This window comes from Streptomyces sp. TRM64462 (assembly GCF_013362995.1).
Classification (GTDB): Bacteria; Actinomycetota; Actinomycetes; order Streptomycetales; family Streptomycetaceae; genus Streptomyces.
Genome location: NZ_JABWDV010000026.1, coordinates 1 through 26,924, shown reverse-complemented (window position 1 = coordinate 26,924; position 26,924 = coordinate 1). Strand labels below are relative to the sequence as shown.

Sequence of the window (26,924 nt, the reverse complement as noted above, 5' to 3'; positions counted from 1 at the left end):
GCGGCCTCCTCCGGCCGCGCACGCTCCTGTGTGCCGTCCGGCGCCGCCCCGGTGCCTTCGCCCAGGTCCCCCGAGCACCCCGTGAGCGGCGCGCCCGGGTCGGCCAGCAGGGCACGCACCACCGTGCGCAGCAGCTCCGCCGCGCGCGGCACGGCCGCCCGTACGGGGGCGCTGAGCCCGACCGTGACGTCCTCCTCGTCGCCCCGGAGCCGTACCAGCGGCTCACAGCCCAGCACCACGACCCGGGGAAGCGGTCCGTCGCCGATCCGCGCCGCCAGCGCCAGGACGCGCGCCGGATCCATGCCGTGCGCCTCCGGCACCGCCGCCTCAGGGCCCGGGACCCCCGCCTCGATCAGGTACAGCGTGCCGGGCGGGGCACCCCGTGGCGCGGCGTCCACGAACACCGCGACGTCGTACCCCTCCAGCAGCCGGTAGGCGAGGTCCATGCCCCGGATGCCGAAGTCCGCCACCTCGGCCTCCGGCGGCAGCGGGCGCGCCCGCACGGCCCCGACGACCTCGCAGCCGAACGCGTCGTCCGCGAGGAAGATGTTCCCGATCCCGGCCACCAGCAGGCGCGCGGGGCGCCCCGCCGCCACGCCGCTCACCCCTGTGCCTTCGCGGCAGCGACGTACGAGAGGTCCATGAAGCCCCTTCCGGAGGTCGGCGGAGGTCGGCGGAGGTCGGCGGTGCCCGGCATCCTGGCGCCCCGGCCGGAGGTCCGGGGAGAGCCGCACCGAGCAGCCCGGGAAGTCCGCCGGAATGGACGTGCGGCGACACGCCCGCGTCGCCGACGGCCTCCCTCCGCCACACGGGCGGAACCGCGAGCACCCCGCCCGCGCCGTCCGCTCCCGCCCGCACCGGCGGGCCTAACGTCCCTTCCCATGCACGAGCTGTCGATCGCCACGGCCGTCGTCGAGGCCGTCGAGGACGCGGTCCGCGCGCACGGCGCCGACGGCGTCGAGTCGGTGCGGCTGCGCGTCGGCGAGCTCGCCGGGGTCGTCCCCGACGCGCTGCGGTTCGCCTTCGGCATCGCCTCCGAGGGCACCGCCGTGGCGGGCGCCGCGCTCACCGTCGAGGAGGTCGCGGCCACCGCTCGGTGCGCGTCCTGCCGCGAGGGCTTCGCCGTGGGCTGCCCACCCGACCTGACCTGCCCGGAGTGCGGCGCCGACGCGGCCGAACTGCTCACCGGCCGCGAACTGGAGCTGGCGGGCGCCCTGCTGATGAACGCACCACACGAAGGACGTGAGGCATGATGTGCCGTTCGGTCGACCTGCGGCAGTCCGCCACCGCCAAGAACGACGGCCTCGCCGCCGCCCTGCGCGCCGAACTGTCGGAGCGGGGCGTCACCGCCGTCAACCTGATGTCCAGCCCGGGCAGCGGCAAGACGGAGCTGCTCGCGCGCGTCCTGCGCCGCGCCCTGGAACGGGACGTACCGGCCGCCGCGCTCACCGCCGACCTCGCCACCGAGAACGACGCCGAACGGCTGGCCCGCTCGGGCGCCCCCGTACGGCAGCTGCTCACCGGCGGACTGTGCCACCTGGAGGCCGCGCAGGTGCGCGGACACCTCGACGGCTGGCTGCCCCCGGACACCGGGCTGCTGTTCGTGGAGAACGTCGGCAACCTGGTCTGCCCGGCCGTGTACGACCTGGGGGAGGCCCTGCGGGTCGTCCTCATGGCCGTGACCGAGGGCGAGGACAAGCCCGTGAAGTACCCGACGGCGTTCGGGACGGCGCAGCTGGTGGTCCTCACCAAGACCGATCTCGCGGCGCCTGCCGCCTTCGACAACGCCGCGTTCACGGACCACGTGCGGCGCGTCAACCCGGGCGTCGAGATCGTCCGCACCTGCGCCCGCACCGGCGAGGGCGTCGACACCCTCCTGGACCACGTCCTCGCCGTCCACACGGGCACCGTCCCGCACCTCCCGCTCATGGCGGCCACCGCCCCCGCCGAACCCCGATGACGAGCACACCGCACACACCGCGGCCACCCGCACCGCGGCCACCCGCACCGGGGCCGCTCACGGCGGAGTCGCCCGCGTCGGAGGCCGGGGCTTCCGCGGCCGGGTGCGGGTCCGGTGTGCGGGTGCGGCGGCGGGTGAGGGTGAGCGGCGTCGTCCAGGGCGTGGGGTTCCGTCCCCACGTCCACCGGCTGGCCGTCGAGCTGGCGCTGGCCGGGTTCGTCGGCAACACGTCCGGCGGGGTGGTCGTCGAGGTCGAGGGCGGTGCCCGGGCCGTCGGGTCGTTCTGCGAGCGGCTCACCGAAGGGCTCCCGCCGCTGGCCGCCGTGAGCGCCGTCCGGTACGAGGACGTGCCCGCGACCGGGGCGGCCGGTTTCGTCATCCGCCCCTCCGAGGCCGGCACCGGCCGTACGCTGCTGCCCCCGGACACCGCCACCTGCGCGGACTGCCTCGCCGAACTCGCCGACCCGTCGGACCGGCGCCACCGGCACCCCTTCATCACCTGCACCCACTGCGGCCCCCGCTTCACCATCGCGACCGCCCTGCCGTACGACCGGGCGACCACCACCATGGCCGGATTCCCGATGTGCCCGGCGTGCGCCGCCGAGTACCGGGACCCCGCCGACCGGCGCTTCCACGCCCAGCCGGTGGCCTGCCCCGCCTGCGGGCCCCGCCTGGCGCTCACCGGCGGCGACGGCACGACGGCGGCGCGCGGCGCCGACGCGGTGACGGCGGCGCGGCGCCTCCTCGCGGACGGCGGCGTCCTCGCCGTCAAGGGCCTGGGCGGCTACCACCTGGCGTGCGACGCCACCGACCAGCGGGCCGTCGCCACGCTGCGCGCCCGCAAGGAGCGGGGCGGCAAGGCGTTCGCCGTGATGTGCGCCGACGCCGCCGTGGCCGCCCGCGTCGCGCACGTCGGGCCCGCCGAGCACACCGTACTGACCGGGCCCCGGCGCCCCGTCGTGCTGCTGCGCCGCCGGGACGCAGCCGGGCACGGGCCGCTCGCCCCAGCGGTGTGCCCGGGCAGCCCGTACGTGGGCGTGATGCTGCCGTACACGCCCGTCCACCACCTCCTGTTCGGCCTGCCCGGCGACCCGCCGGGACCCGAGCTGCTGGTGATGACCAGCGGCAACCGCTCCGGCGAGCCCATCGTCACGGACGACCGCGAGGCCCTCACCCGGCTGGCCGGCATCGCCGACGCCTGGCTCGGCAACGACCGGCCCGTCGCCGCGCCCTGCGACGACTCCGTGGTCCGCGTACGGCCCGACGGCACCGCCCAGATCCTGCGCCGTGCACGCGGCTACGCCCCGAGCCCCCTGACGCTGCCCGTGCCGGTCGTCCCCGCCCTCGCCGTCGGCGGGGACCTGAAGAACACGCTCTGCCTGGGCGCCGGCCACGACGCCTGGTTCTCCCCGCACATCGGGGACATGGCCGACCTCGCCACGCAGGACGCCTTCGCGCACGCCGAGCGGAGGCTGCGGCACCTCACCGGCGTCGCCCCGCGCATCGTCGCCGCCGACCGGCACCCCGGCTACCACTCGGCCCGCTGGGCCCGCCGCCACGCGGCCGGTGCGCGGCTGCGGCTGGTGCAGCACCACCACGCCCACATCGCCTCCGCCATGGCCGAACACGGCCTGGACGGCACCTCACCGGTGATCGGCGTCGCCTTCGACGGCACGGGCTACGGCGACGACGGCACGGTGTGGGGCGGCGAGTTCCTCATCGCCGACTACACCGGCCACCGCCGCTTCGCCCACCTCGCGCCGGCGCCCCTGCCCGGCGGCGACGCCGGGGTGGTCCACACCCGCCGCACCGCGCTGGCCCGGCTGCGCGCCGCGGGGCTGCCCTGGAGCGGCGGACTGCCCTGCGTGGCCGCCTGCGCACCCGCCGAACTGGCCCTCCTGGACCAGCAGTTGGAGCGGGCGGTGGCCTGCGTGCCGACGTCGAGCATGGGCCGGCTGTTCGACGCCGTGTCGTCCCTCGCGGGCGTCTGCCACCGGGCCGGCTACGAGGCGCAGGCGGCGGTCGAGCTGGAGGCCGCCGCGACCCTGGCCTGGGACGCGGACGCGGAGGCGTACCCCTTCGACGTCCTCGCCCCGCGCACGGCGACCGGCCCGGTCCCGAGCGCCGCGACGGGCCAGGTCCCGAGCCCCGCGACGGATCCGGCGGCGGCCCCGGCGCGAGCGCCCGCCCCGCTCGTCCTCGACCCCGCGCCCCTCCTCCGCGCCGCCGTGCGCGACGTGCACCGCCGCATGCCCGCCCCCGTGGTCGCCGCCCGCTTCCACCGGGGCGTCGCCGCGGCGGTCGCCGAGGTGTGCCGGCGGGCGCGCGCGGCCACCGGCGTCGGCACGGCCGCGCTCACGGGCGGCGTGTTCGCCAACGCCCTGCTGGAGCAGGAGTGCGCACGGCTCCTCGCCGGGGACGGGTTCGTGGTGCTGCGCCACGAGGAGGTGCCGCCCGGCGACGGCGGCCTCGCACTGGGACAGCTCGTCGTCGCGGCCGCGCGACGTACGGACGCGACCGAAGGGAGATGGTGACATGTGTCTTGCGGTGCCCGGCAGAGTGCTCTCGATCGGAGAGCGCGACGGCCCCCTCACCGGCGTGGTCGACTTCGGCGGCGTCCGCAAGGACGTCTGCCTGGAGTACGTGCCGGAGGTCCGCGTCGGCGAGTACGTCATCGTGCACGTCGGGTTCGCGCTCCAGCGGCTCGACGAGGAGTCGGCGCGCGCCTCGTTGGAGCTGTTCCGGCAACTGGGCCTGATGGAAGAGGAGTTCGGCGACCCCTGGCAGCGGGCCGCGGCCGAGGCTGGCCTGCCGGCGCCACCGCTCGGGAAGGACGGCGGTACACGGTGAAGTACATCGACGAGTTCAACGACCCCGCGCTGGCGCGCCGGCTGCTCGACGACATCCACGCCACCGTGACGCGCCCCTGGGCGCTGATGGAGGTGTGCGGCGGCCAGACCCACTCGATCATCCGCCACGGCATCGACCAACTCCTCCCGGAGGACGTGGAGCTGATCCACGGTCCGGGCTGCCCCGTGTGCGTCACGCCACTGGAGATGATCGACAAGGCCCTGGAGATCGCGTCCCGCCCCGACGTGGTGTTCTGCTCCTTCGGCGACATGCTGCGCGTCCCCGGCACCGACCGCGACCTGTTCCGTGTCAAGAGCGAGGGCGGCGACGTACGCGTCGTGTACTCGCCGCTCGACGCCCTGGACATCGCCCGCCGCACCCCCGACCGCCAGGTGGTGTTCTTCGGCATCGGCTTCGAGACGACGGCGCCAGCCAACGCCATGGCCGTCCACCAGGCACGCGCCCTCGGTGTGCGCAACTTCAGCCTGCTCGTCTCGCACGTGCGCGTTCCGCCGGCCATCGAGGCGATCATGACCGCCCCGTCCTGCCGCGTGCAGGGCTTCCTCGCCGCCGGGCACGTGTGCAGCGTGATGGGCACCGCCGAGTACCCGGACCTGGCCGAACGCCACCACGTCCCCATCGTCGTCACCGGCTTCGAGCCGCTCGACATCCTGGAGGGCGTACGCCGCGCCGTACGGCAACTGGAGCGCGGCGAGCACCGCGTGGAGAACGCCTATCCGCGTGCGGTCCGGACGCCCGGCAACCCGGCGGCGCTGCGCATGATCGAGGAGGTCTTCGAGATCACGGACCGCTCCTGGCGCGGGATCGGCGCCATCCCGGGCAGCGGCTGGCGGCTGTCGGACGCCTTCCGCGCGTACGACGCCGAAGTCCGGTTCGACGTGGGCGGGATCCGCACCGAGGAGTCGGCCCTGTGCCGCAGCGGCGAGGTGCTGCAGGGCCTGATCAAGCCCACCGCGTGCGAGGCGTTCGGCACGGCGTGCACCCCGCGGACCCCGCTCGGCGCCACGATGGTGTCGAGCGAGGGCGCGTGCGCCGCGTACTACCTCTACCGGCGGCTCGCACCCCCGGCCGCAGGTCCGGCCGCACCCCCGGTCGCACCCCCGGTCGCCGCCCCCGCCGCTGCCCCGAAGGATCCGCAGACCGTGGAGGCGAACCCCGTTGGCTGAGACGATCGCGTCGGGGACCGTGGATCCCGCGAACTGGACCTGTCCCGCCCCCCTGCGCCACGAGCAGGTCGTGGTCGCCGGCCACGGCGGCGGGGGCGCCCTCTCGGCCGAGCTGGTCGAGCAGGTCTTCACGCCCGCGTACGGGAACGAGACGCTGGCGGCGCTCGGCGACTCGGCGGCCGTCACCCTCGGCGGGGCGCGCCTGGCGTTCTCCACGGACGCGTACGTCGTCAGGCCGCTGTTCTTCCCGGGCGGCAGCATCGGGGACCTCGCCGTCAACGGCACGGTCAACGACCTGGCCATGAGCGGCGCCCGCCCGGCGTTCCTGTCCTGCGCGTTCATCCTGGAGGAGGGCGTCGGGCTGCGCACCGTGGGCGCGGTGGCCGACGCGATCGGCGCGGCCGCGCGGGCCGCCGGCGTCACGGTCGCGACGGGCGACACGAAGGTCGTGGAGGCCGGCCACGGCGACGGCGTGTACGTGACGACGTCGGGCGTCGGCCTGATCCCCGACGGGGTGGACATCCGGCCGGGACGGGCCGCGCCCGGCGACGTGGTGATCGTCAGCGGGCCGATCGGCATGCACGGCGTCGCGGTGCTGAGCGTGCGCGAGGGGCTGGAGTTCGGCGTGGAGGTGGCGAGCGACACCGCCCCGCTGGCCGGCCTGGTCGAGGCGATGCTGCGCGTGACGCCGGACCTGCACGTCCTGCGCGACCCGACGCGCGGCGGCCTCGCCGCGGCCCTCAACGAGATCGCCCGCGCCTCGGGCACCGGCGTCCGGCTCACCGAGAGCGGCATCCCGGTCCCGGACGCGGTGGCCAACGCCTGCGGGTTCCTCGGCCTCGACCCGCTGTACGTGGCGAACGAGGGCCGTCTGGTCGCGTTCGTGCCGCCCGCGCACGCGGACGCGGTGCTGGAGGCGATGCGCGCCCATCCGCAGGGCGCGGGGGCGGTCGTGATCGGCCGGTGCGTGCCCGACCACCCGGGCATGGTCGTCGCCGCCACGGGCCTCGGCGGGACGCGGGTGGTGGACATGCCGCTGGGTGAGCAACTGCCCCGTATCTGCTGAGCGTTCACACCCCCGGGAGAGGAGCGTAGGGAGCCCCGAGGCCTTCGCGGGGCTCCCTGGCGTGTGTCCGGACCGTGCCGCGGTCACGTCACGCTGACGGCGGCCCAGGCCGCCCGGCGCCTACGGGGTGCGTACGTACCACCGGGGGTCCGGCACGCCGGCGGCGGCCAGGCCCTCGGCCGCCCGGCGCAGGGCGCGTACGCCCGGATCGTCGCGGCGCGCCTCCGCCCAGGCGAGCACGGCCGTGCACACGGGCGCGTCCGGCACGTCGACGTACGCGATGCCCGGGCGCGGGAACAGCGCGCGGCAGGCGGCCGACACGATCCGCATGCCGTGCCCCTGGCTGACCGCCGAGATGCTCGACTCGAACGTCGCCGCCTCATGGCGCGTGTACGGGACGGCAGCGCCGTCCGGGCGGGGGTCGGCCGCCCAGAAGTCGCGCCACGCCCGGTGCACGCCGGGCGCGAGCCCCACCACGGGAACGCCCGCGAGCTCGGCCAGCGACACGGTGTCCCGGCCGGCCAGCGGGTGGTCGTCCCGCAGACACACCGTCAGCGGCTCCCGCGCCAGGGCCAGCGTCTGCACACCGGGCGGCACGGGCGCGTAGCAGAGGACCGCGTCGACGCGTCCGTCGAGCAGCGCGGCCGACTGCTCCACGAAGTCGACCTCCCGCAGCTCGACCTCAAGGCCCGGGTCGCGGCCGCGTACCCGTCCGACCAGCTCCGTGATGACCGGGAGCGCGGTGACGTAGCACCCGAGCGTGACGCGCCCCGCCACCGCGCGGGCCTGCTCCCGCACCGCGTCACGGAACGCGTCGGCGGCCTCCACCAGGGCGCGCGCCCGCGGCAGGAGGGCCTCCCCGGCGGCGGTGAGCCGCACGCGCCGCGTGGAGCGCTCCACGAGCTCGACGCCCAGCTGCTCCTCAAGGCGACTGATCTGCCTGCTGAACGCCGGCTGGCTGAGGTAGAGCCGCTTGGCGGCCCGCCCGAAGTGCAGCTCGTCGGCCAGCACCAGCAGGAGCCGCAGCGACCGCACGCTCGGGTCGGAGCCGGACACGCCCCTCTGGTCGTCCATGCCCGGGACGGTATCAATCCGCCCCGCCCGCACATCGGTTGGCTCTTCAGCCCGCCCCGCAGGCGACCGACAATGGACGGCGAGGCCGAACAGCGCCGCGAGGGAGCCGACATGCCGTCACACCGCCGTACCTTCCAGGGAGTACTGATCCTGCTGGGACTGGTCGTCCTGGGCACCGGGGCGCTGGACATCGTCTCCGGGACGACGGCCCTGCCGGGCGACCCGTACGCGGGGCCGACGCTGGACAGCAACTACCGGTTCTTCGCGGGCGTCTGGTGCGCCCTGGGCCTGGTCCTCTTCGCGGCCGCACCCCGCCCCGAGGACCATGCGCTCGCTCTGCGCGGGGTGTTCGCGGCCGTGTTCGCCGGGGGCCTGGCGCGCGGCGTCTCGTACCTGGCGGTCGGTGCGCCGCACGCCCTCTTCACCGCGTTCATCGGCGTGGAGCTGCTGCTGCCGCCGCTGCTCCTCCTCTGGTACGGGCGCCTCAGCGGCGCGCGCTCCGGGCGGGCCGGGGCGTGAGGCCCGCCGTGCGCCCCAGCCGGGTGCGCACGGCGAGACCGGCGCAGGCGATGACGGTCACACCGCCGAGGAGGGTCGGCCAGGTGAGCTGCTCGCCCAGGAGCAGCGCGGCCCAGCAGATCGTCATGACGGGCTGGACGAGCTGTATCTGGCCGACCTGCGCCATCGGTCCGATCGCGAGGCCCCGGTACCAGGCGAAGAAGCCGAGGAACATGCTCACCACGCCGAGGTAGGCGAACGCGGCCCACTCGACCGGGCCGCCGGCCGGGGTCCGCTGTGCCACCGAGACGCCGGCGAGGGCGGTCATCAACGGCGCGGAGAGCACGAGCGCCCAGGAGATGGTCTGCCAGGCGCCGAGCTCACGCGCGAGGAGGCCCCCTTCGGCGTACCCGGCGCCGGCCGCGACGACGGCGCCGAGCAGGAGCACGTCGGACCAGTGGAGACCGCCGGACCCGCCGCCCCGCAGCGAGGCGAACACCACTGCGGCGACGGCGCCGACGCCCGCCATGGCCCAGAACCGGAACGGGTGCCGCTCGTGACCGCGGAGCACGGCCGCCACCGCGGTCGCGGCCGGCAGGAGCGCGATCACGACCGCGCTGTGGCCGGCCGACGCGGTGGTCAGCGCGAAGGAGGTCAGCACCGGGAATCCGACGACCACGCCGCCCGCGACGACCGCGAGACGCCACCACTGGACACCGCGCGGCAGCCGCTGCCGCGTGATCGCCAGCGCGGCCGCCGCCAGCAGCGCGGCGATCACCGCACGCCCGGAGCCGACGAACAGCGGCGACATCCCGCCGCCCGCGACCGCGATACGCGTGAACGGGACGGTGAACGAGAAGGCCGCCACCCCGAGCAGCCCCCACCAGAGACCGGCACGGGACAGGGATAGCACCGACGGTGCGGGGAGAGTAGCGCTACTGTTGTGTGTCATGCAGAACGATAGCAGTTCGCGGATCGTCGCCGGACTCCGCGCCTGGATGGAGACCGCCGCACCGGGCGCGAAGCTGCCCTCCACACGCAGCCTGGTCGCGGAGTACGGGGCGAGTCCGGTCACGGTGCAGAAGGCGCTGCGGACCCTGACGGCGCAGGGCATGGTGGAGAGCCGACCGGGCGTGGGCACCTTCGTCCGCGCGGTCCGCGTGGCCCGCCCGAACGACTACGGGTGGCAGACAGCGGCGCTCGGATCCCCGCCCACCCGCATATCGCGGTTGTCCGCGGCGCTGCGGACCGTCCCGAACGACGTGATCGCGCTGCACTCGGGCTACCCGGACCGGGAGCTGCTGCCCGAGCGCCTGGTCAGGGCGGCGTTCACCCGCGCGGCCCGCGGTGACGCCGCCGTCGCCCGCCCCCCGGCCGCCGGCCTGCCGGAGCTGCAGGCCTGGTTCGCGGCCGAGCTCGGCGCGGCCATGCCGGTCGGGGTCGCGCCACCGGCGGCGAGCGACGTCGTGGTGCTGCCCGGCAGCCAGAGCGGGCTCAGCACCGCCTTCCGTGCCCTCGTCGGCGCGGGCCGCCCGCTGCTGGTGGAGTCGCCGACGTACTGGGGCGCGATCCTGGCCGCCGCCCAGTCCGGTGTACGGGTCGTCCCCGTCCCCAGCGGAACCGACGGGCCCGACCCGGACGAACTGGCGCGGGCCTTCGAGCAGAGCGGCGCCCGCGCGTTCTACGCCCAGCCGCACTTCGCCAACCCCACCGGCGCCCACTGGTCACCCGACCTGGCCGGCCGCGTCCTCGACGTCGTACGTGAGCACGGCGCGTTCCTCATCGAGGACGACTGGGCGCACGACTTCGGCATCACCGCGGACCCGGTCCCGATCGCCACGCGGGACGACAGCGGCCACGTCGTCTATCTCCGCTCCCTGACCAAGAGCGTCTCCCCGGCCGTCCGGATCGCCGGGGTCGTCGCCCGCGGCCCCGCCCGCGAACGCCTGCTCGCCGACGCCCAGGCGGAGTCCATGTACGTGAGCGGGCTCCTCCAGGCCGTCGCGCTCGACGTCGTCACCCAGCCCGCCTGGCGCACCCACCTGCGCGGCCTGCGCCACCAGCTCGCCGCCCGCCGCGACCTCCTCGCCGCCGCGCTCCGCGAACACGCCCCGGCCGCCCGCCTCGAAGCCGTACCTCAGGGAGGCCTGAACCTCTGGGTCCGGCTGCCGGACGCCACCGACCTGCCGCGCCTCGTCCGGGACTGCGAGAGCGCCGGAGTCGTCATCGCGCCCGGCGACGAATGGTTCCCCGCCGAACCCACCGGCGCCTACCTCCGCCTCAACTACACCGGCCCGAACCCCGGCGCCTTCCCCGACGGCGCCCGCGTGATCGGCCAGGCACTGGCCCGTCAGTGAGCAGCGATCAGCGAGCAGGGGGCAGTGGGGGAGCGGGCAGTGGGCAGCGATCAGCCGGTCGGCGCGCGGGGCCGGCGACGTGCCATCGTGGCTGTATGGCGACACGACCTGATGTGGCGGTGCTCGTGGGCCTGCAGGGGTCCGGGAAGTCGACCTTCTACCGGCAGCGGCTGTCCGGCCGGTACGCCCACGTGAGCAAGGACCTCTTCCCGCGCGGCGCCCGCAAGAAGCAGCAGCGGCAGATGCGGCAGGTGGCGCGTGCCCTGGCGGCGGGGACCTCGGTGGCCGTGGACAACACCAACCCGTCGCCCGAGGAGTGGGCCCCGCTCGTGGCGGCGGCCCGCGCCCACGGGGCGACGGCGACGGCGTACTGGTTCCCGCCGGACGTCACGGGCTCGCTCCGCCGCAACGCCGCCCGCGAGGGCCGCGACCGCGTGCCGGACGTGGGCGTCCTCGCCACGGTGCGGCGCCTGCGGGAACCGTCGCCGCGCGACGGCTTCGACGCCGTGCTGGAGGTCCGGTTCGACGGCCGCGGCGGCTTCGACGTGCGGCGGCTCCACGGCACGCACACCGACCGGCCCGCGGAGCACTCGGCACCGGGCGGACCGGCTCGTTGAACCGCTACGGGCGGGTGCTGTGGAGCACCTCGGCGTGGCGCATCTCGTGGACGGCGCCGATGGCGCTGAAGAAGCCCTTCGCCGCGGGGGCGCCGGGCATCTCCTCCGCCGCGCGCGCCGCGGTCTCGGGGGAGTCCCAGACGATGAAGTCGAGGAAGGAGCCGTCCTCGAAGCGGGCGAGGTGGGCGCCCAGGAACCCGGTGCCGTAGCGCTCGCGCAGCAGCGTGACGAGGTGCTCGCGGTGGGCGGTCAGCTCGGCGGGGTCGGTGGCCTCGAAGCGTACGTACTCGATGGTCGCGCTCATGCTCAGTCTCCGCATCGTGTCCCGAACCCGCGCTTGTCACGGGTTCGTATTCCTAAATCCGTGACGGGAACGTATCACGGATTCGAGCCTCGCAACCCGTGACGCGATAGGTTGGGGGACATGACCGTCCGCAACGTGCACGAGATGCCGTGGATCGGCGAGGACCCCGTCTTCGACCTGGCCAACACCGTCCTGTGCGGCGGCGGCCCCACCGGCGACGACCTCGACCTGCTGGACGAGGCGTCCCTGCTGGACGCCTGGCGCCGCCGCGCCGCCGACCCGCGCCTCGCCGCGTTGCCGCCGCGGGACCTGGTGGCGCTGCGCGAGCCGGTACGGGCCGTGCTGGACGCCGCTTCCCGGCAGGCCGACCTCCCGCAGGCCGCACGGGAACGGCTCAACGAGCTCGCCGCACAGGCACCCGTGACCTTCCATGTCGACGCCGAGGGGAACCTGGGCCAGCGCGAGGAGGACGGGCCCGTCTCCGGCGTGGTGGCCCGCCGGGCCCTGGTACTGGCGGCCGGGCAGGAACAGGTCCGGCTGCGGCGCTGTCCCGCCCCGAGCTGCGGCATGTTCTTCCTGGCCCGCCGCAAGGACCAGGCGTGGTGCTCGGTCGGCTGCGGCAACCGGGCCCGCTCCACCCGGCGCCCGCCCCGCAGACAGCCCCGGGCGACGGCGGGCACGTGACCCGACATCTCCGCCGACATCTCACCCGATGTCTCCCCCGACATCGGTACCTCTCAGGTCGCATGCGGTAGCGACTTGAGGCCGATGTGACGAGGCGGGCCGGGCGCCGAGCATGGCGGCGTGACTGAGTCGATCACGCAATTCCCCCTGTCCCTCCTCGAACTGTCCATGGTGGTGGCCGCCGCCGCCCTGGTGACGGCCCGGTGGCTGCCGCCGGCCGTCCGCCGGCCCACCGCTCTCACCGCGGCGACGGGCGTCGTCCTGGCGGGCGCGGCGCTGGCCGTGACCGGGCCGCGCTGGCAGATGGTGCCGGTCATCGCCGCCGCGGTCCTCGCCCTGCCCTTCGCCCTCGCCCCCGCGCTGCGCCGCCGCGCCGGGAGCCCTTCGCGCCGGGCGCCCTGGTGGCTCGCCCTGCCCGGGTCGGCCCTCTGCCTCGCCCTGATCGCCACCGGCCCCGCGGCGGCATGGGCCGTGCCGGTTCCCGTCTTTCCGGAGCCCTCGGGCCGCTACGCCGTCGGGACGACCGTGGCGCAGTGGACCGACCGCAGCCGCCCGGAGGCGGCCACGGCCGACCCCGACGACCGGCGCACGATCGTGGCCCAGCTCTGGTACCCCGCGCGCGAGAGCACCGCCGAGCCCGAGCGGGCCCAGTACCTCGGCCGCACCCAGGCCGAGGCCCGCACCGTCGCCGGCGCCCTCGCCGACTACGCCGGCCTGCCCGCCTTCGTCCTCGACGGCCTGCCGGACGCCCGCAGCCACGCCGTCCCGGACGCCCCGGCGGCCGAGCGGGGCGGGCGCTTCCCCGTCGTGCTGTTCTCACCGGGCCTGGGAGGCGTCCGTACGCAGAACACCGCGTGGGCGGAGGAGATCGCCTCCCACGGCTACGTCGTCGCCGCCCTCGACCACCCCTACGACTCCGCCGCCGTCGTCCTGGCCGACGGCCGCACCCTGCGCACCAAGGTCGCCGCCACGGGAGACGCGGACACCGACGAGCGCCGGGCCGCCGGATGGACCGCCACCCGGGCAGCCGACCTCCGCTTCGCCCTCACCCGGCTCACCGGGCTCGACCGGGGCGACACCCCCGGGCCGCTGACCGGCCGCATCGACACCGGCCGGGCCGCGGCGACCGGCCACTCGCTCGGCGGCGCCGCCGCCCTGCTCGCCGCCCGACAGGACGAGCGCTTCACCGCCGTCATCGACATCGACGGCGCCCCCCACGACCCGGCCCCCGGCCCCTACCCGCAGCCCGTACTCGCCCTCACCCAGGCCATCGGCCCCGACACCGACCCCGACTACATCCCCCGCCTCACCAGGACACTGAACAGCAGCACAGCCACGAGCTACCGGCTCACCGTCCCCGGCACCGCACACCTCACGTTCACCGACGCCCCCCTCTACCTGCCGCCCCTGCCCGCCCTCACCGGCTCCCCGCCACGCCCCCAGGGCCCCCGCACCACCGCCGCCGCGACCCTCACCTTCCTCGACGCCACACTCCGCGAGGCCCCCGGCGACCCGGCCCCCGCACTGTCGGCTCACGGCGACCTCACCGTCCACGGCCGACGCACTCCCTGACGTCGCGGAACTGGTGGCGCGCCGGGATCGGTGGGCCGATCAAGGGCAGTACGACTCGAGCGTGCCGCGGCGCCGGACGTCGAGGGTCGCGCAGTGGAACGAGCCACCGAACGGCGCGTAGTGCAGCAGGTCGCACGGGATGGGCTCGAAGCCCCACGTCTCCAGAGCGCGGAGCATGCCGGTGTGGTGGCGCTCCGCGATCACCCGTTTCTCGTCGATCATGAGAACGTTCATACTGAGCCACTTGCCGCACATCGAGGTGACCTTGAGCAGGCGCTCGCTGATCGGGTCGGGATCGGGGGCGATCAGGATCTCCCAGGAGCGCAGGACGTCGGGCAGGTGGTCGACGTCGACGTACTCGGGGTTGACCAGGACCTTCCCCGGCGCGAGGGGGAGGAATGTCGTGTCGATGTGCATGGGCGTGCGGCAGCGGCTCTCGATCTCGTGGATGCGGTAGCCGGGCCCCAGATGGCGGCGCAGCCAGTCGATGCCCATGCGGTTGGTGACGTTGCTCCTCGTCACGAACAGGTCGCGTCCCGCGCGCACGAAGTCCGCCGCGTCGAAGACGGGCTCGAACTCGGTGAGGATGTGGCGCACGGGCTCGCCCGGCCCGGGGACGCGGAAATCCGCGTCGAAGAGCGCGTCGGTGAGCTGGGGTTTCGGTGCCGCCGTCCACCGCGCTCCGCGCCGGAAGTAGTCCTTGAGGACCGAGCGGTAGGCATGGGTCTCGAAGTGCCGGCACGGCCAGGCCATCGGGGTCTCGATGATCTCGTCACCGATCACGAGCAGGCTGTCCCGCGGGCAGGAGCTGGCGAAGCCGCGCGAGGACCAGGCAGGGGTGCCGAAGCGCTGCCTGTGATCGACCACGTCCGGGCGCGTGACCGTGATGCCGAGGGACTCCAGGAGGGTGACGAACCCATCGAGCTCGGACTGCGCCGGCTCGACGAGGGAGCGCGGGTACCGGAAGCCGGCGGCGGGCCCCAGCAGCCGCGCCGCCCAGAGCGGCATATTGCAGGCGACAACCGGATGGCTGGAGGGGATCGTCGCGCCGTCGAGGCGCCCGACGATGACTTCCTCCAGCGGATCCCATTCGTTGTGGGAGTTGACGGGCGAAACGAGGGGTTGCGCGGTGTTGTCGGCGGTGGCCGCTGACCGTTGTCTGTCGCCGCCAGGGGGCCGGAACTCTGCCCTACCGCCGTGATCAACCACTGTGGACTCCGCGGTCAGTAACTCGTTGCATCCGAAACCTTACCGCGCGTGCTGTCCGGGTGCCTACCGCCCCGAGGAGCCGAACGGGTTCCAAGCATCGCGCGTCGGCTGCGGCACCTCCACGGTGAGTTGCGCACGCGCCGGTCGTACCGACCGGGTCGGGGCGGGACGCCGACGATCGGCAGCCCGGCCTGCGACAGGAGGTTCGCCGCCTTGAGGGTGCCCTCGCCGCCGATCGGGTGCCCGGCAGAAGGCTTACCGCGGCGGAGGGTTGAGCGGGCGGCGCCACCTCGAGGGGGTGTGGAGTGGCGCCGCGGAGACGACAACAGCGGCCTGTCGGAGCCGCCGCCGGTTCCACTCGCCTGCAAACCTACCTTAACGAGAGGGTAGCTTTGTAGTCGGTACGGCGACGGACGCGGATGCCGGGCGACGCGAGGTGGTGAAGCCGTGGGCGAGCGGCTGATGCAGATCGGCGAAGTGGCCGAGCGTACGGGGCTGTCCTTGCACGGGCGGTTGTTGCGGCTCGTGGACAGCACTCCGGCGGTTGTCGAGGGGGTGGCGCGGTGAGGGCGAGGGGTGAGGCGGCGCGGCGGCGGACGTTCGCGGTGATCAGCCATCCGGACGCGGGCAAGTCGACGCTGACGGAGGCGCTGGCGCTGCACGCGCGGGCGATCACCGAGGCCGGGGCGGTGCACGGCAAGGCCGGGCGGCGCGGGGTGGCGTCGGACTGGATGGAGATGGAGAAGGCCCGCGGTATCTCCGTCACCTCCGCCGTGCTGCAGTTCGCCTACCGGGACTGTGTGTTGAACCTGCTGGACACGCCAGGGCACGCGGACTTCTCCGAGGACACGTACCGGGTGCTGGCCGCCGTCGACTGCGCGGTGATGCTGATCGACGCGGCGAAGGGCCTGGAGGAGCAGACCCGCAAGCTGTTCGACGTCTGCTCCCACCGGGGCATCCCGGTGGTGACGTTCGTCAACAAGTGGGACCGGCCGGGGCGTGAGGCGCTGGAGCTGCTGGACGAGATCGAGCGGGAGTTCGGGCTGCGACCCACCCCCGTCACCTGGCCGGTGGGGTACGCGGGGCGGCTGCGCGGGCTCGTCGACGTACGGGAGCCGGAGCGGATGCTCCGCTACACCCGCGCCCCGGGCGGCCTCCACGAGGCCGCGGAGGAGACCCTCCCCATGGACGTGGCCGCGCGGGAGGAGGGCGAGCAGTGGGCGCAGGCGGTGGAGGAGCTGGAGCTGCTGCGCGCCGACGGGGCCGTGCACGACCAGCGGGCTTTCCTGGAGGGGCGGACGACCCCGGTGTTCTTCGGTGCGGCGATCTCCAACATCGGGGTGCGTCTGCTGCTGGACGCCATCGTCGACATCGCCCCGCCGCCCGGCCCGCGCGAGCTGGCGGGCGGCGGCTCGCGGGCGGTGGACGCGCCGTTCTCGGGGCTGGTGTTCAAGATCCAGGCGAACATGGACCCCTCTCACCGGGACCGGATCGCGTTCGTGCGGGTGTGCTCGGGCGTCTTCGAGCGCGGTACGACCGTGACGCGCGCCGCGTCCGGCAGGCCGTTCACCACCAAGTACGCGCACAGCGTCTTCGGCCAGGACCGCTCCATGGTCGAGGTCGCCTACCCCGGCGATGTCGTCGGGCTCGTCAACGCCACCGCGTTGCGCGTCGGTGACACCCTCTACGCCGGACCTCCGGCCGTCTTCCCGCCCATGCCGACCTTCGCGCCCGAGCACTTCGCCGTCGCCCGGCCCGTCGACATCTCCCGGTCCAAGCAGTTCCGGCGGGGCATCGCCCAGCTCGACGAGGAAGGCGTCGTCCAGGTCCTCGTCTCCGACGTACGCGGCGAACAGGCGCCCGTACTCGCGGCTGTCGGGCCCATGCAGTTCGACGTGGTGGCGGCCCGGATGGCGGGCGAGTTCTCCGCCCCCGTACGGCTCGAAGCCCTGCCGTACTCGCTGGCGCGGGCCACCGACGCGGCAGGCGCGGCCGGCCTCAACCGCTCCCGCATCGTCAAGGGCGAGGCGCTCACCCGCGTACGCGACAAGGCGCACCTCGCGCTCTTCCCCGACCGCTGGCAGGCGTCCAACTTCGAACGCGCCTTCCCCGACGCGCCCCTGGAACCCCTCCTCGCCGCCCACGCGTAGGCGGCACCGCACCCGCACCGCCCCTGGCCGGTGCCCGTCACGGCCGCCGTCGGCACCCTGCCGTACACACCTCTGGTACGCCAGGAGATCACTACGGCGGACTCTCCGGTAGCGTGAGAGTATGAGTCATCCGCATCCTGAGCTGAAGCCCGCCCCGCCGCTGCCCGAGGGAGGGCTCCGGGTCGTCGCCCTGGGCGGCTTGGGCGAGATCGGCCGCAACATGACCGTCTTCGAGCACGCCGGCAAGCTGCTCGTCGTCGACTGCGGGGTGCTGTTCCCCGAGGAGACGCAGCCGGGCGTGGATGTGATCCTGCCGGACTTCACCTCCATCCGGGACCGCCTGGACGACATCGTGGCCGTGGTGCTGACCCACGGACACGAGGACCACATCGGCGGCGTGCCGTACCTGCTGCGGGAGCGGCGGGACATTCCGGTGGTCGGTTCGAAGCTGACCCTGGCCTTCCTGGAGGCCAAGCTCAAGGAGCACCGCATCCAGCCCCGCACGGTGCGGGTGAAGGAAGGCGACCGGCGGACGTTCGGGCCGTTCGACTGCGAGTTCGTGGCGGTGAACCACTCGATCCCGGACGGGCTCGCGGTCGCGATCCGCACGGCGGCCGGGCTGGTGCTGCACACAGGTGACTTCAAGATGGACCAGTTCCCGCTGGACGACCGGATCACCGACCTGCGGGCCTTCGCCCGGCTCGGTGAGGAGGGGGTCGACCTGTTCCTCACGGACTCCACCAACGCGGAGGTCCCCGGCTTCACCACCTCCGAGCGTGAGCTGAACCCCGCCATCGAGCAGGTGATGCGGACCTCCCCGCGGCGCGTCATCGTGTCCAGCTTCGCCAGTCACGTGCACCGGATCCAGCAGGTCCTGGACGCCGCCCACCAGTACGGCCGCAAGGTGGCCTTCGTGGGCCGCTCGATGGTCCGCAACATGGGCATCGCCCGCGAGCTGGGCTACCTCAGCGTCCCGCCCGGCCTCGTGGTGGACACGAAGGAGCTGGAGAAGCTCCCCGACCACAAGATCACCCTGGTGTGCACCGGCTCGCAGGGCGAGCCGATGGCCGCGCTGTCACGGATGGCGAACCGCGACCACATGATCCGCATCGGTGAGGGAGACACCGTCCTCCTCGCCAGCTCCCTCATCCCCGGCAACGAGACCGCCATCTACCGGGTGATCAACGGACTGACCCGGTGGGGCGCCAACGTCGTCCACAAGGGCAACGCCAAGGTGCACGTCTCCGGCCACGCCAGCGCCGGCGAACTCGTCTACTGCTACAACATCGTCAAGCCCCGCAACGTCATGCCCGTGCACGGCGAGTGGAAGCATCTGCGGGCCAACGCCGACCTCGCCGTACGGACCGGAGTCGACCCCGACCGGGTCGTCATCGCCGAGGACGGCGTCGTCGTCGACCTGGTCGACGGCCGCGCCTCCATCACCGGCAAGGTGCCCGCGGGCTACGTCTACGTGGACGGCATGACGGTGGGCGGCGCGACGGAGGCGTCCCTCAAGGACCGGCGCACCCTCGCGGAGGAGGGCGTCGTCACGGTCGTGGCCATCGTCGACGCCGACACCGGCGCCCTGGCCGAGCCGCCGGACTTCCTGGCCCGCGGGTTCGTGCACGACGGAACGACCTTCGAGGCAGCCGTCCCCGTCATCGAGAAGACCCTGGCGGCCGCGGCGGAGGAGGGCATCGGGGACGCGCACCAGCTGGAACAGCTCATCGCCCGGGCCGTCGCGAACTGGGCCTTCCGCGCCTACCGCCGCAAGCCCCTGATCATCCCCGTCATCATCGACGCCTGACGGCTCCGACCCACCCGACCAGCAGCCCGTTCACCCTCTCCACCGCGACGGCCCCGGGTGCGCACCCGCCGGTCCCGTGACGCGGGAAAGGCGACTTCCGGATGAGCGTACGTTTCGAGGAGATCGACTGGCGTCCGACGCCCATGGGCGACATCAGCCTGCGGCGCCGACGGGACCCGGCGTCCGGGACGGATGTCTACGAGGTGAAGCTCGGCGACGAGTTCCTGATGTCCAGCCTCTTCACGGCCGGCGAGATCGCGCTCGCCCGGCTCGGCCTGGCCGGGCTGCCCGACGCCGGGGTGGACGTCGCCGGGCTGCCCGACGCCGGGCTGGACGTCGCCGTGGGCGGGCTCGGCCTCGGCTACACCGCCCGGGCGGCCCTGGAGGATCCCCGGGTCCGCTCGCTGATCGTCGTGGAGGCACTCGGCGAAGTGATCGACTGGCACCAGCGCGGACTCGTCCCGCTCGGTGCGGACCTGACGTCCGACACCCGCTGCCGGTTCGTGCACGGCGACTTCTTCGCCATGGCGGCGGACCCCGGCGGCTTCGATCCGCGGATGCCGGGCCGCCGCTTCCACGCCATCCTGTTGGACGTCGACCACTCCCCGCGCCACGTGCTCCACGCACGGCACGCCGCGCTCTACCAGCCCGCCGGACTGCGCGCGCTCGCCGAACGCCTCCACCCCGGCGGGGTCTTCGCGCTGTGGTCGAACGACCCGCCGGACGACCAGTTCACCGCCGTACTCGCACAGGTCTTCGCGGAGGCGGACGCCGCAGTCGTCGACTTCCCCAACCCCCTCCAGGGCGGCACCTCGGCGAACACCGTCTACGTGGCCCGCGCACAGACCAGTACGGACGCGGATTGAGGGTAGTGCGGCAGTCGGCGCGAACGCGCCCAGCCGGTGCGATCCACCCCCAGCACTCCAACCTTACGTAAAGGTAGAGTTGCTGGTGGTGGGTTGGACCCGGGAAGGAGGAGCCATGGCCGGTGTGGCGGTGTGCCCCTCGTGCGGCGAGGCGGAAGAGCTGCGTGGGGAACCGTTCGAAGGTGACATCAAGGTCACCTGTCTGCGCTGCGACGCGCAGTGGACGCGGGGAGCGCAACGCTGCGCGGGATGCGGCGGACCGGAGATCGTGCACCGCCCGCAGGCCATGACCCGGCACTCCCGCGGCACCCAGCTGTCGATCATCGGCTGGCGCGAGCTGCCCCTGTGCCGGTCGTGCGACGCTGAAGCACTGGAGGCGTCGATCGCGCAGAACGTCCCCGTTCCCAGCGAGTACGTCGCCGTGTGCCTCTTCGGCCGCGACGACAGCCGGCCTCGGCGGGCCACTCCCCGGCGGCCTGCCCCGTCCCCTCCGAGCACACCCGGCGACGCCCCCCGGCAGGGGCGCGTGGCCGCCGACCAGAGGAAGTCTTCGACCGAGGCGCCGACGGGGCAGCGGAGCCCTCGCGCGGCGCGTCCGGCGGCGGGTGCACCGCTGAGCCGCGCGAAGGTCAAGCCCGCCCCGTCGTCCGTTCCCACCGTGCGGCAGGCCATCGCCGCGTTCATGGCGGAGGCGTCCGGCACCGTGGACGCCACCGCGCTGCTGCTCCTGGGCACCCACCTGGGCTCCTACAACCGGCTCACCGCCCTGGACGACACCGAGGCCGCCGACAGGCTCACGGCCTGGTGCGACAGTCACTGGAGCGACCGCGGCAGCGAGGCCGCGCAGCGCGCACTTGGCACGATCTGCCGCGCGGTCGACTTCTGGGGCGCTCGTGGCTGGCTGTCCTCCGACCCGGCGTCCGGAGTGCGCTGAGCGTCACTCGGGGGACCGGCGGCCCCGGCCATGCAGCATGGAGGACCTACCGGGGCCACCGGGCCGGCCTGACCTGTCCGGGGGATCGACCGGCGGCGTCCAACCGCTGCCCGCAGGGTCGCCGCAGTGCCTCCCGCCCTCCGACCTCGCGGGCCCTGCATCACTTGGCGTGAACCCCGGCGCGCCTCCCCGCCGCGCGCCGACTGGCTGCCCCAGCCGGCGAGCGGCACCTGGTGGCGCTACTGGCACCCGCACGCAACGGACGGGGAGGACCAGCAGCCACCGCACCACGCGCTATGCGTGGTGGGCGCCGACCTCCCGCACGCGACGGTGCAGCGTCGCGGCGAAGTCCTCGGCCATCTCCAGCCGCGACCGCAACGTCTCACAGCGGGCGTCCGTGACCTTGCGGTAGGACTCCAGCCGCTCCGCCAGCCGGACACGCTCAGCCTCCGACAGCGCAGCCGACCGCATGTCGACGGCCTGGTCGATGAGCTCCAGCAGCTCCCGCATCTCCTCCAGCGAGAAATCCAGCGGCTTCATGCGCCGCACCACCATGAGACGCTCCACGTCCCGATCGGTGTACAGCCGGAATCCACCCTTGCTGCGGGCAGACGGGGTCACCAGCCCCACTTCCTCGTAGTGCCGAATCGTGCGCAGCGACAAACCGGTCCTCTCGGCAACCTCACCGATCTGCATCTGCCGCTCACTCATCGGCACGCCTTTCCCTTCCGGTCCACACCCGTTTACGAATCCTGAAGCGACCCAGGGTACGTGACGCCAATCACAAGATGAGGGAGGGTGTTTGCCTGCATTTCGCAAGGCACAAGTCGCACTCTGCCCTCACGTCAGGGCAGAGTCTTCTGTGTGACCGCCCCCGCCGTCCAGTGCGCGACGAAGCGCGCGTGCGTCCAGCGGTCATGGTCGTGTGCGCCCGAAAACGGAGACGGTTGCATGTCGCCTCCCCCAAGGTCTCCCGGCAGGCGATCGCTGACCGACACTCGGGAGGTGGCTGTCGGCCTACGTTGCTGCGGTGCGGATCCCGAGTACGAGAAACGCCACTGCTGTGATCTTGGCGGCCGTGCGCTTGAAGCGGGGTTTTCGCAGGGTGCGTGAGGCGCGCCGGACGAGGATGCTGCAGGCGAGGAGCCAGAGGGTCATCAGTAGCGCGTGGGCGGTGGCCAGGGTGAGGATCTGAGCGTCGAAGGAGTGATCGGCTTCGATGAACTGGGGAACGAGGGTCAAGTAGATGGAGGCCGCCTTCGGGTTGAGGACGTTGGCGAGCAAGGCCTGGGTGTAGACGGAGGCCGACCGCACCGGCAGATGCCGGCGGGCGGGAGCGCGCGCCGATGCCGTGGCGGATCGCCATGTCCATATGCCCAGGCAGATGAGGTAGACCGCACCGATGACCTTGACGGCTGTGAATGCCTGGCTGGAGTGCATGACCAGGGCCGACAGGCCGGCTACGGCGAGGGTGGCGTGGACGTACAGCCCGGTGGCTGTGCCGAGGATGACGGGAAGAGCCTGGCGGCGGCCGCTGTCCGTGACGTGCTGGACCAGAAGGGCCAGGCTGGCCCCGGGGGTGGCGACCAGAGGAAGGACCGCCGCCAGGAACCCGAGGATGGCGTAGGGGTGGACCACGATGTCTCCGGGGCCGGCGGACGGGGTCAGAGCACGACGCGGTAGTGGGTGGTCAGGCGCCCGTCGTCGCCCAGGACGTGGAAGGCGAGACCGGGCGGTTGGTCGCGGTCTGCGGGGCGGTCGCCCTCCCAGGGCATGCGCAGGGTCCAGGTGACGGCCGGCCCGACGATCAGGGGACGGGCGGCGAAGGTCGAGGCGGCTGCCGTGTGGGCGTGTCCGGTCAGGACGGCGACCACCTGCGGGTGTGCCTCCAGCAGGCCGGCCAGTTGCCCGGGCTGTTCGAGCCTGCAGGAGTCGGGCAGGGGGTGGTGTAGCTCGACCGGCGGCTGATGGAAGGCGATCAGCGCCGGGGTGTCCCGCGGCAGCCCGGTGAGCTGGGTGCCGATCCAGTCGAGCGTCTCGGCGTCGAGGCGCCCCTCGTCGCGGCCGGGGATGGTGGAGTCGCACATCAGGACGGCGGTCCCGGCGATGTGGTGGATCCGGTTGACCGGGCCCTGGTCGGGTGCCTCTCCGAGCAGGGCCTTGCGATAGGCCGGACGCGCGTCGTGGTTGCCGGGGCAGGTGAGCACCGGGAAGGAGGCCGTCAGAAGACTGGCCGCTTCCGCGTATTCGGCTTCCTCCCCATGATCGGCGATGTCCCCGGTGACCAGGAGTGCGTCGACCGGACGGGGCAGAGCCCGCAGGTAGTCCATGACGCGGCCGGCGCGCCGTGTGGCCCTCTCACTGCCGTCCAGGTGCAGGTCACTGATGTGGGCAAGCAACACCGTCATTCTCTGTCCCCTCCCATGGCGGCTCCCGGCCGCCGGTTCACGCCGGGGCGGGCCGTCACCCCACCTCAGCGTCTAACGGAAGTTCTCAGTTTTCCGTTAGAGACTTTAGGGTGCGTGTGGGAATGTGATCAAGTGGTTGACGGTCAGGCGGAAGGAGACGCTGATGGAGCGCTGGCTGGCACTGGAACTGGCGAGCACGATCCGCCACGACGGGGACGGTGGTGTCACCGACGACCTCACCACGACACACGGAACAACCCGCTGGATTCAGGCGCAGGCCGACCTGCTGGACGGCCATGTTCCGGATGGGGAAACGGCGGCGGACGAGAACCTCAGGAAGGAGATCATCGAACTACGCCGGGCGGTCAGGGCACTCTTCGCCCGGGCGGTCAGTCCCGCTCCCCCCAGCTCGGCGGACGCCCGCCAACTGATGCCCGCCGACCAGGCGTTGGCCCACCTCAACACGGTTGCCGCCCGTGAAGCGGTCGTCCCGCAGATGGACTGGCCGCCGGACGGTGCCCCCACGGCCCGTCTGCTGTCCACGGAGAACGATCCAAAGGTCCGCCTCATGGCAGCCCTGGCCCGCGCCGCCATCGACTTCCTGAGCGGCCCGCAGCGCACCCGGCTGCGGGCCTGCTCCGCGCCACGCTGCGTGCGCTACTTCGTCAAGAGCCATGGGCGGCAGGAATGGTGCAAACCGTCATGCGGAAACCGTGCCCGAGCGGCGCGCCACTACCGGCGTCAGCGCATGGCCGCTGACGGCGGTTCCACCCAGTCCTGACCACCGCCTGCCCCGATGCCCGCGCCTACAGCCAGTCCCGCCGCTTGAAGATGAAGTACAGGCTCGTGCACACCGCCGCCATCAGCAGAATGGCGAACGGATAGCCGAAGGTCCAGTTCAGCTCCGGCATCGCGTCGAAGTTCATGCCGTAGATCGTTCCCACCAGTGTGGGTGCGAAGAGGATGGCCGCCCACGAGGAGATCTTTTTGATCTCCTCGTTCTGTTCGAAGCCCGCCTCCGCCAACGCGCGCATCTCGGCGTTCTGTTGCTGGGTCACCAGGGTCGCGTTGACCGTGAGGATCTCCGTGAGGGCCTGGCGGAAGCCGTCCACACGTTCGCTGGTGTGGGTGACGTGGTCGGCGACGTCGCGGAGGTAGCGCTGGAGTTCCTCGTCCGTGCCGTACTTGGCGAAGCCGGCCATCAGGCCGTGCAGCATGCCGACCAGGGGGCGGGTCGCGCGCTGGAACTCGACCATTTCACGGGAGAGTTCGTAGATGCGGCGGGACACCGCCGGGTCGCCGCGGAAGACCTCGGTCTCGATCTCGTCGATGTCGTTCTGGACGCCCGCGACCACCGGCGCGTACCCGTCGACGACCGCGTCCAGGATCGCGTACAGCACCGCCTCCGGGCCCAGGGCCAGGAGCTCCGGAGTCTCCTCCATGCGGCGGCGCACCGCCGACAGGTCCGGGGCGGCGCCGTGGCGGACGGTGATCAGGAAGTCGGGGCCGACGAAGACGTGGAGCTCGCCGAAGTCGACCTCCTCCTGCTCGTCCAGGTAGCGGGCCGCCCGCAGCACGACGAACAGGGTGTCGCCGTAGCGCTCCAGCTTCGGGCGCTGGTGGGCCTCCATCGCGTCCTCGACCGCCAGCTCGTGCAGGTCGAACTCCGCGGCCAGCGAGAGCAGCTCCGCCGACGACGGGCGGTGCAGGCCGATCCACGCCATGCCATCCGGCTGCTCCCGCAGCTGCCGGAACGTCTCCGAGAGCGACGAAGGGGAGGACACATGGTGGCCGTCCCGGTACAGGGACGCCTGGATGACGCTGGCCCTCGGGTAGCTGACCGGGGCCGCGGGAGGCCGGGCCGCAGGCGGGGGAGAGGGTGTGGGGGAGGGGGACGGGGCCGGGTCCGGGCGGCGGCGCCAGTTGTGCTTCCTCGAAGGCAGGGTCATCGTGTTCTCACCTCCTACGTAGGCCTCGGTGCAGGATATACGCCCCGGTTTGCCCGGGCATGAGCGGGATGTTTCCGTGGAGGGGGGGAAGAAGTGGACGGTAGAGGACCGGAGCTGTCCTTGATTCTCCTTAGCGTGCTGCCATGGTCTCGACCGACTCGCCCGTACTGTCCCTCCGCGCCCTCAACCGTGCCACCCTGGCCCGGCAGCTGCTCCTGAGCCGTACCCGCATGTCCGCCGAGGATGCCGTGCGCCACCTCGTCGGCCTCCAGGCGCAGAACACCAAGCCGCCCTATTACGCGCTCGCCGCCCGCCTCGACGGGTTCCGGCCCGAGGAGCTGTCCGGGCTCATGGAGCGGCGCGAGGCCGCCCGCACCGTGACCATGCGGTCCACGCTTCACACCCACACCGCCGAGGACGTCCTGGGCCTCGGGCCCCTCATGCAGCCCGCCCGCGACCGCGAAGTGCGGGCCTTCCGCAAGGGGCTCGACGGCGTGGACCTGGACGCCCTCACCGCGCTCACCCGCGAACTCGTCGAGGAGCGGCCCCGCACCCCGAAGGAGATCCGTACGGCCCTGCTGGCGCGCTGGCCCGACGCCGACCCGCTCGCGCTCGGCGTCACCGCCCGCTGCCTCCTGCCCCTCGTCCAGGTCACCCCGCGCGGCCTCTGGAACCGCAGCGGGCAGGTCGCCCTCACCACCGCCGACGTCTGGTTCCGGGGGTTCCGGGGGAGCCCGCGTCCCGCGCCCGCAGGTCCCGCGCCCGCAGGTCCCGCGCCTGCAGGTCCCGCGCCTGAATTCGGGCTTGAAAGTGTCGTCGTGCGCTATCTGCTCGCCTTCGGGCCCGCCTCCGTCAAGGACATGCAGACCTGGTCCGGCCTCACCCGCCTCCGCGACACCTTCGAACGGCTCAGGCCCCGCCTCCTCACCTTCCGCGACCCGTACGGAACCGAGCTCTTCGACCTGCCCGACGCTCCCCGCCCCGACCCCGACACCCCCGCCCCGCCGCGCTTCCTGCCCGAGTTCGACAACCTCCTCCTGTCCCACGCCGACCGCTCCCGCGTCGTACCGCCCGCCTTCAAGGACCGCACCTGGCAGGGCAACCAGGCCTACCGGACGTTCCTCGCCGACGGCCTCCTCGCCGGGATCTGGGCGCTGGAGGAGGCCAAGGGCGGTTCCCTCACCATGACCGTCCAGCCCTTCGGGACCCTGTCGCGCGAGCAGCGTGCCGCCGTGGCGGACGAGGCCGCGCTGACCCTTGAGACGCTGGGCGGCGGGGCCTCGTACGACGTACGGTTCGGGGCCGTCGCCGGATAGCCGCGCGTCCGCCGGACAGGCCCTACGCCCTACGGCAGCAGGCCCGCCCGCCGGGCCGCCACCACCGCCTCCAGGCGCGTGTGCGCGCCCAGCTTCCGCATCGCCGACCGCAGGTA

At 73.5% G+C, this 26,924-nt stretch carries 26 protein-coding genes and 1 pseudogene; 17 read left to right on the top strand and 10 right to left on the bottom strand.

All coding sequences use genetic code 11. The features are described 5' to 3' along the window. A partial coding sequence (locus tag HTZ82_RS01240; RefSeq protein ID WP_375540766.1) for a hydrogenase maturation protease occupies nucleotides 1-596 on the bottom strand: 596 nt, incomplete at its 3' end. Nucleotides 597-881: 285 nt separating this feature from the next. Between HTZ82_RS01240 and hypA the strand changes: the two genes are divergently transcribed. Genes hypA through hypE form a run of 6 tightly spaced genes read left to right on the top strand, consistent with a single transcriptional unit; the run spans nucleotide 882 to nucleotide 7,063 of the window. Continuing rightward, nucleotides 882-1,253: a hydrogenase maturation nickel metallochaperone HypA gene (gene hypA / locus HTZ82_RS01235; RefSeq protein ID WP_175407365.1), complete on the top strand. Its 372-nt coding sequence runs from the start codon at nucleotides 882-884 to the stop codon at nucleotides 1,251-1,253. Further along, on the top strand, nucleotides 1,253-1,960 hold the full coding sequence (gene hypB / locus HTZ82_RS01230; RefSeq protein ID WP_175407369.1) for a hydrogenase nickel incorporation protein HypB: 708 nt from the start codon (nucleotides 1,253-1,255) through the stop codon (nucleotides 1,958-1,960). The genes hypA and hypB overlap by 1 nt, the downstream gene beginning before the upstream one ends. After that, entirely contained in the window at nucleotides 1,957-4,494 is a 2,538-nt protein-coding gene (gene hypF, locus HTZ82_RS01225) for a carbamoyltransferase HypF (protein WP_175407364.1), read from the top strand. Before hypB ends, hypF begins: the two co-directional genes overlap by 4 nt. Before the next feature lies 1 nt (nucleotide 4,495). Further along, entirely contained in the window at nucleotides 4,496-4,810 is a 315-nt protein-coding gene (locus HTZ82_RS01220) for a HypC/HybG/HupF family hydrogenase formation chaperone (RefSeq protein WP_175407363.1), read from the top strand. Further along, nucleotides 4,807-5,997 carry a hydrogenase formation protein HypD gene (gene hypD, locus HTZ82_RS01215; RefSeq protein WP_175407362.1) on the top strand — a complete coding sequence of 397 codons (1,191 nt, stop codon included), beginning with the start codon at nucleotides 4,807-4,809 and terminating at the stop codon, nucleotides 5,995-5,997. The genes HTZ82_RS01220 and hypD overlap by 4 nt, the downstream gene beginning before the upstream one ends. After that, nucleotides 5,990-7,063: a hydrogenase expression/formation protein HypE gene (hypE, locus tag HTZ82_RS01210; protein WP_175407361.1), complete on the top strand. Its 1,074-nt coding sequence runs from the start codon at nucleotides 5,990-5,992 to the stop codon at nucleotides 7,061-7,063. The genes hypD and hypE overlap by 8 nt, the downstream gene beginning before the upstream one ends. A gap of 120 nt (nucleotides 7,064-7,183) precedes the next feature. On the opposite strand, the gene HTZ82_RS01205 is transcribed toward hypE, so the two are convergent. Beyond that, a complete protein-coding gene (locus HTZ82_RS01205) occupies nucleotides 7,184-8,137 on the bottom strand; it encodes a LysR family transcriptional regulator (RefSeq protein WP_175407360.1) in 954 nt (317 codons plus the stop codon). A 111-nt stretch (nucleotides 8,138-8,248) separates the two neighbouring features. Here HTZ82_RS01205 and HTZ82_RS01200 point away from each other — a divergent pair, with 111 nt between their 5' ends. Next, nucleotides 8,249-8,656 carry a DUF4345 domain-containing protein gene (locus HTZ82_RS01200; RefSeq protein WP_175407359.1) on the top strand — a complete coding sequence of 136 codons (408 nt, stop codon included), beginning with the start codon at nucleotides 8,249-8,251 and terminating at the stop codon, nucleotides 8,654-8,656. Here the strand turns inward: HTZ82_RS01200 and HTZ82_RS01195 are convergent. Continuing rightward, on the bottom strand, nucleotides 8,622-9,548 hold the full coding sequence (locus tag HTZ82_RS01195; RefSeq protein ID WP_309235261.1) for a DMT family transporter: 927 nt from the start codon (nucleotides 9,546-9,548) through the stop codon (nucleotides 8,622-8,624). The genes HTZ82_RS01200 and HTZ82_RS01195 overlap by 35 nt on opposite strands. A gap of 37 nt (nucleotides 9,549-9,585) precedes the next feature. Here HTZ82_RS01195 and HTZ82_RS01190 point away from each other — a divergent pair, with 37 nt between their 5' ends. Both HTZ82_RS01190 and HTZ82_RS01185 read left to right on the top strand, forming a co-directional pair. After that, complete coding sequence (locus tag HTZ82_RS01190) at nucleotides 9,586-10,992, top strand: PLP-dependent aminotransferase family protein (protein WP_175407357.1); 1,407 nt, start codon at nucleotides 9,586-9,588, stop codon at nucleotides 10,990-10,992. A gap of 95 nt (nucleotides 10,993-11,087) precedes the next feature. Then, nucleotides 11,088-11,609 (top strand): AAA family ATPase, encoded by a 522-nt coding sequence (locus HTZ82_RS01185; protein ID WP_175407356.1) that lies wholly within the window; start codon nucleotides 11,088-11,090, stop codon nucleotides 11,607-11,609. A 4-nt stretch (nucleotides 11,610-11,613) separates the two neighbouring features. On the opposite strand, the gene HTZ82_RS01180 is transcribed toward HTZ82_RS01185, so the two are convergent. Further along, nucleotides 11,614-11,913, bottom strand: coding sequence for a hypothetical protein (locus HTZ82_RS01180; protein ID WP_175407355.1), 300 nt, complete (start codon nucleotides 11,911-11,913; stop codon nucleotides 11,614-11,616). 120 nt (nucleotides 11,914-12,033) lie between these two features. Here HTZ82_RS01180 and HTZ82_RS01175 point away from each other — a divergent pair, with 120 nt between their 5' ends. Further along, a complete protein-coding gene (locus tag HTZ82_RS01175; protein ID WP_175407354.1) occupies nucleotides 12,034-12,597 on the top strand; it encodes an ABATE domain-containing protein in 564 nt (187 codons plus the stop codon). 120 nt (nucleotides 12,598-12,717) lie between these two features. After that, nucleotides 12,718-14,169, top strand: a complete 1,452-nt coding sequence (locus tag HTZ82_RS01170) for a hypothetical protein (RefSeq protein ID WP_375540765.1) — start codon at nucleotides 12,718-12,720, stop codon at nucleotides 14,167-14,169. A gap of 39 nt (nucleotides 14,170-14,208) precedes the next feature. On the opposite strand, the gene HTZ82_RS01165 is transcribed toward HTZ82_RS01170, so the two are convergent. Further along, nucleotides 14,209-15,249, bottom strand: a complete 1,041-nt coding sequence (locus HTZ82_RS01165; RefSeq protein WP_175407367.1) for an amidinotransferase — start codon at nucleotides 15,247-15,249, stop codon at nucleotides 14,209-14,211. A 692-nt stretch (nucleotides 15,250-15,941) separates the two neighbouring features. On the opposite strand from HTZ82_RS01165, the gene HTZ82_RS01160 reads away from it, so the two are divergent. The 4 genes from HTZ82_RS01160 (at nucleotide 15,942) to HTZ82_RS01145 (ending at nucleotide 21,135) form a co-directional block, all read left to right on the top strand. Continuing rightward, a complete protein-coding gene (locus HTZ82_RS01160) occupies nucleotides 15,942-17,528 on the top strand; it encodes a peptide chain release factor 3 (RefSeq protein ID WP_175407353.1) in 1,587 nt (528 codons plus the stop codon). Between the two features lie 121 nt (nucleotides 17,529-17,649). After that, nucleotides 17,650-19,335, top strand: coding sequence for a ribonuclease J (locus tag HTZ82_RS01155; protein WP_175407352.1), 1,686 nt, complete (start codon nucleotides 17,650-17,652; stop codon nucleotides 19,333-19,335). Between the two features lie 101 nt (nucleotides 19,336-19,436). Continuing rightward, nucleotides 19,437-20,201 carry a spermidine synthase gene (locus tag HTZ82_RS01150; RefSeq protein ID WP_175407351.1) on the top strand — a complete coding sequence of 255 codons (765 nt, stop codon included), beginning with the start codon at nucleotides 19,437-19,439 and terminating at the stop codon, nucleotides 20,199-20,201. 115 nt (nucleotides 20,202-20,316) lie between these two features. Beyond that, complete coding sequence (locus HTZ82_RS01145; RefSeq protein WP_175407350.1) at nucleotides 20,317-21,135, top strand: hypothetical protein; 819 nt, start codon at nucleotides 20,317-20,319, stop codon at nucleotides 21,133-21,135. Between the two features lie 294 nt (nucleotides 21,136-21,429). On the opposite strand, the gene HTZ82_RS01140 is transcribed toward HTZ82_RS01145, so the two are convergent. The 3 genes from HTZ82_RS01140 to HTZ82_RS01130 form a co-directional block, all read right to left on the bottom strand. Next, nucleotides 21,430-21,846, bottom strand: coding sequence for a MerR family transcriptional regulator (locus HTZ82_RS01140; protein WP_175407349.1), 417 nt, complete (start codon nucleotides 21,844-21,846; stop codon nucleotides 21,430-21,432). 306 nt (nucleotides 21,847-22,152) lie between these two features. Next, complete coding sequence (locus HTZ82_RS01135; RefSeq protein ID WP_175407348.1) at nucleotides 22,153-22,773, bottom strand: LysE family translocator; 621 nt, start codon at nucleotides 22,771-22,773, stop codon at nucleotides 22,153-22,155. Between the two features lie 26 nt (nucleotides 22,774-22,799). Next, nucleotides 22,800-23,543, bottom strand: a complete 744-nt coding sequence (locus HTZ82_RS01130) for a metallophosphoesterase (RefSeq protein ID WP_175407347.1) — start codon at nucleotides 23,541-23,543, stop codon at nucleotides 22,800-22,802. A gap of 163 nt (nucleotides 23,544-23,706) precedes the next feature. Between HTZ82_RS01130 and HTZ82_RS01125 the strand changes: the two genes are divergently transcribed. Then, nucleotides 23,707-24,324, top strand: a complete 618-nt coding sequence (locus HTZ82_RS01125) for an ABATE domain-containing protein (RefSeq protein ID WP_175407346.1) — start codon at nucleotides 23,707-23,709, stop codon at nucleotides 24,322-24,324. A 25-nt stretch (nucleotides 24,325-24,349) separates the two neighbouring features. Here the strand turns inward: HTZ82_RS01125 and HTZ82_RS01120 are convergent, their stop codons facing one another. Further along, nucleotides 24,350-25,492: a magnesium and cobalt transport protein CorA gene (locus HTZ82_RS01120; protein ID WP_175407345.1), complete on the bottom strand. Its 1,143-nt coding sequence runs from the start codon at nucleotides 25,490-25,492 to the stop codon at nucleotides 24,350-24,352. Between the two features lie 143 nt (nucleotides 25,493-25,635). Here HTZ82_RS01120 and HTZ82_RS01115 point away from each other — a divergent pair, with 143 nt between their 5' ends. After that, nucleotides 25,636-26,808: a winged helix DNA-binding domain-containing protein gene (locus HTZ82_RS01115; protein WP_175407344.1), complete on the top strand. Its 1,173-nt coding sequence runs from the start codon at nucleotides 25,636-25,638 to the stop codon at nucleotides 26,806-26,808. A gap of 29 nt (nucleotides 26,809-26,837) precedes the next feature. Here HTZ82_RS01115 and HTZ82_RS31900 read toward each other — a convergent pair. Further along, nucleotides 26,838-26,924: pseudogene (locus tag HTZ82_RS31900) on the bottom strand (helix-turn-helix transcriptional regulator); the annotation flags it as partial.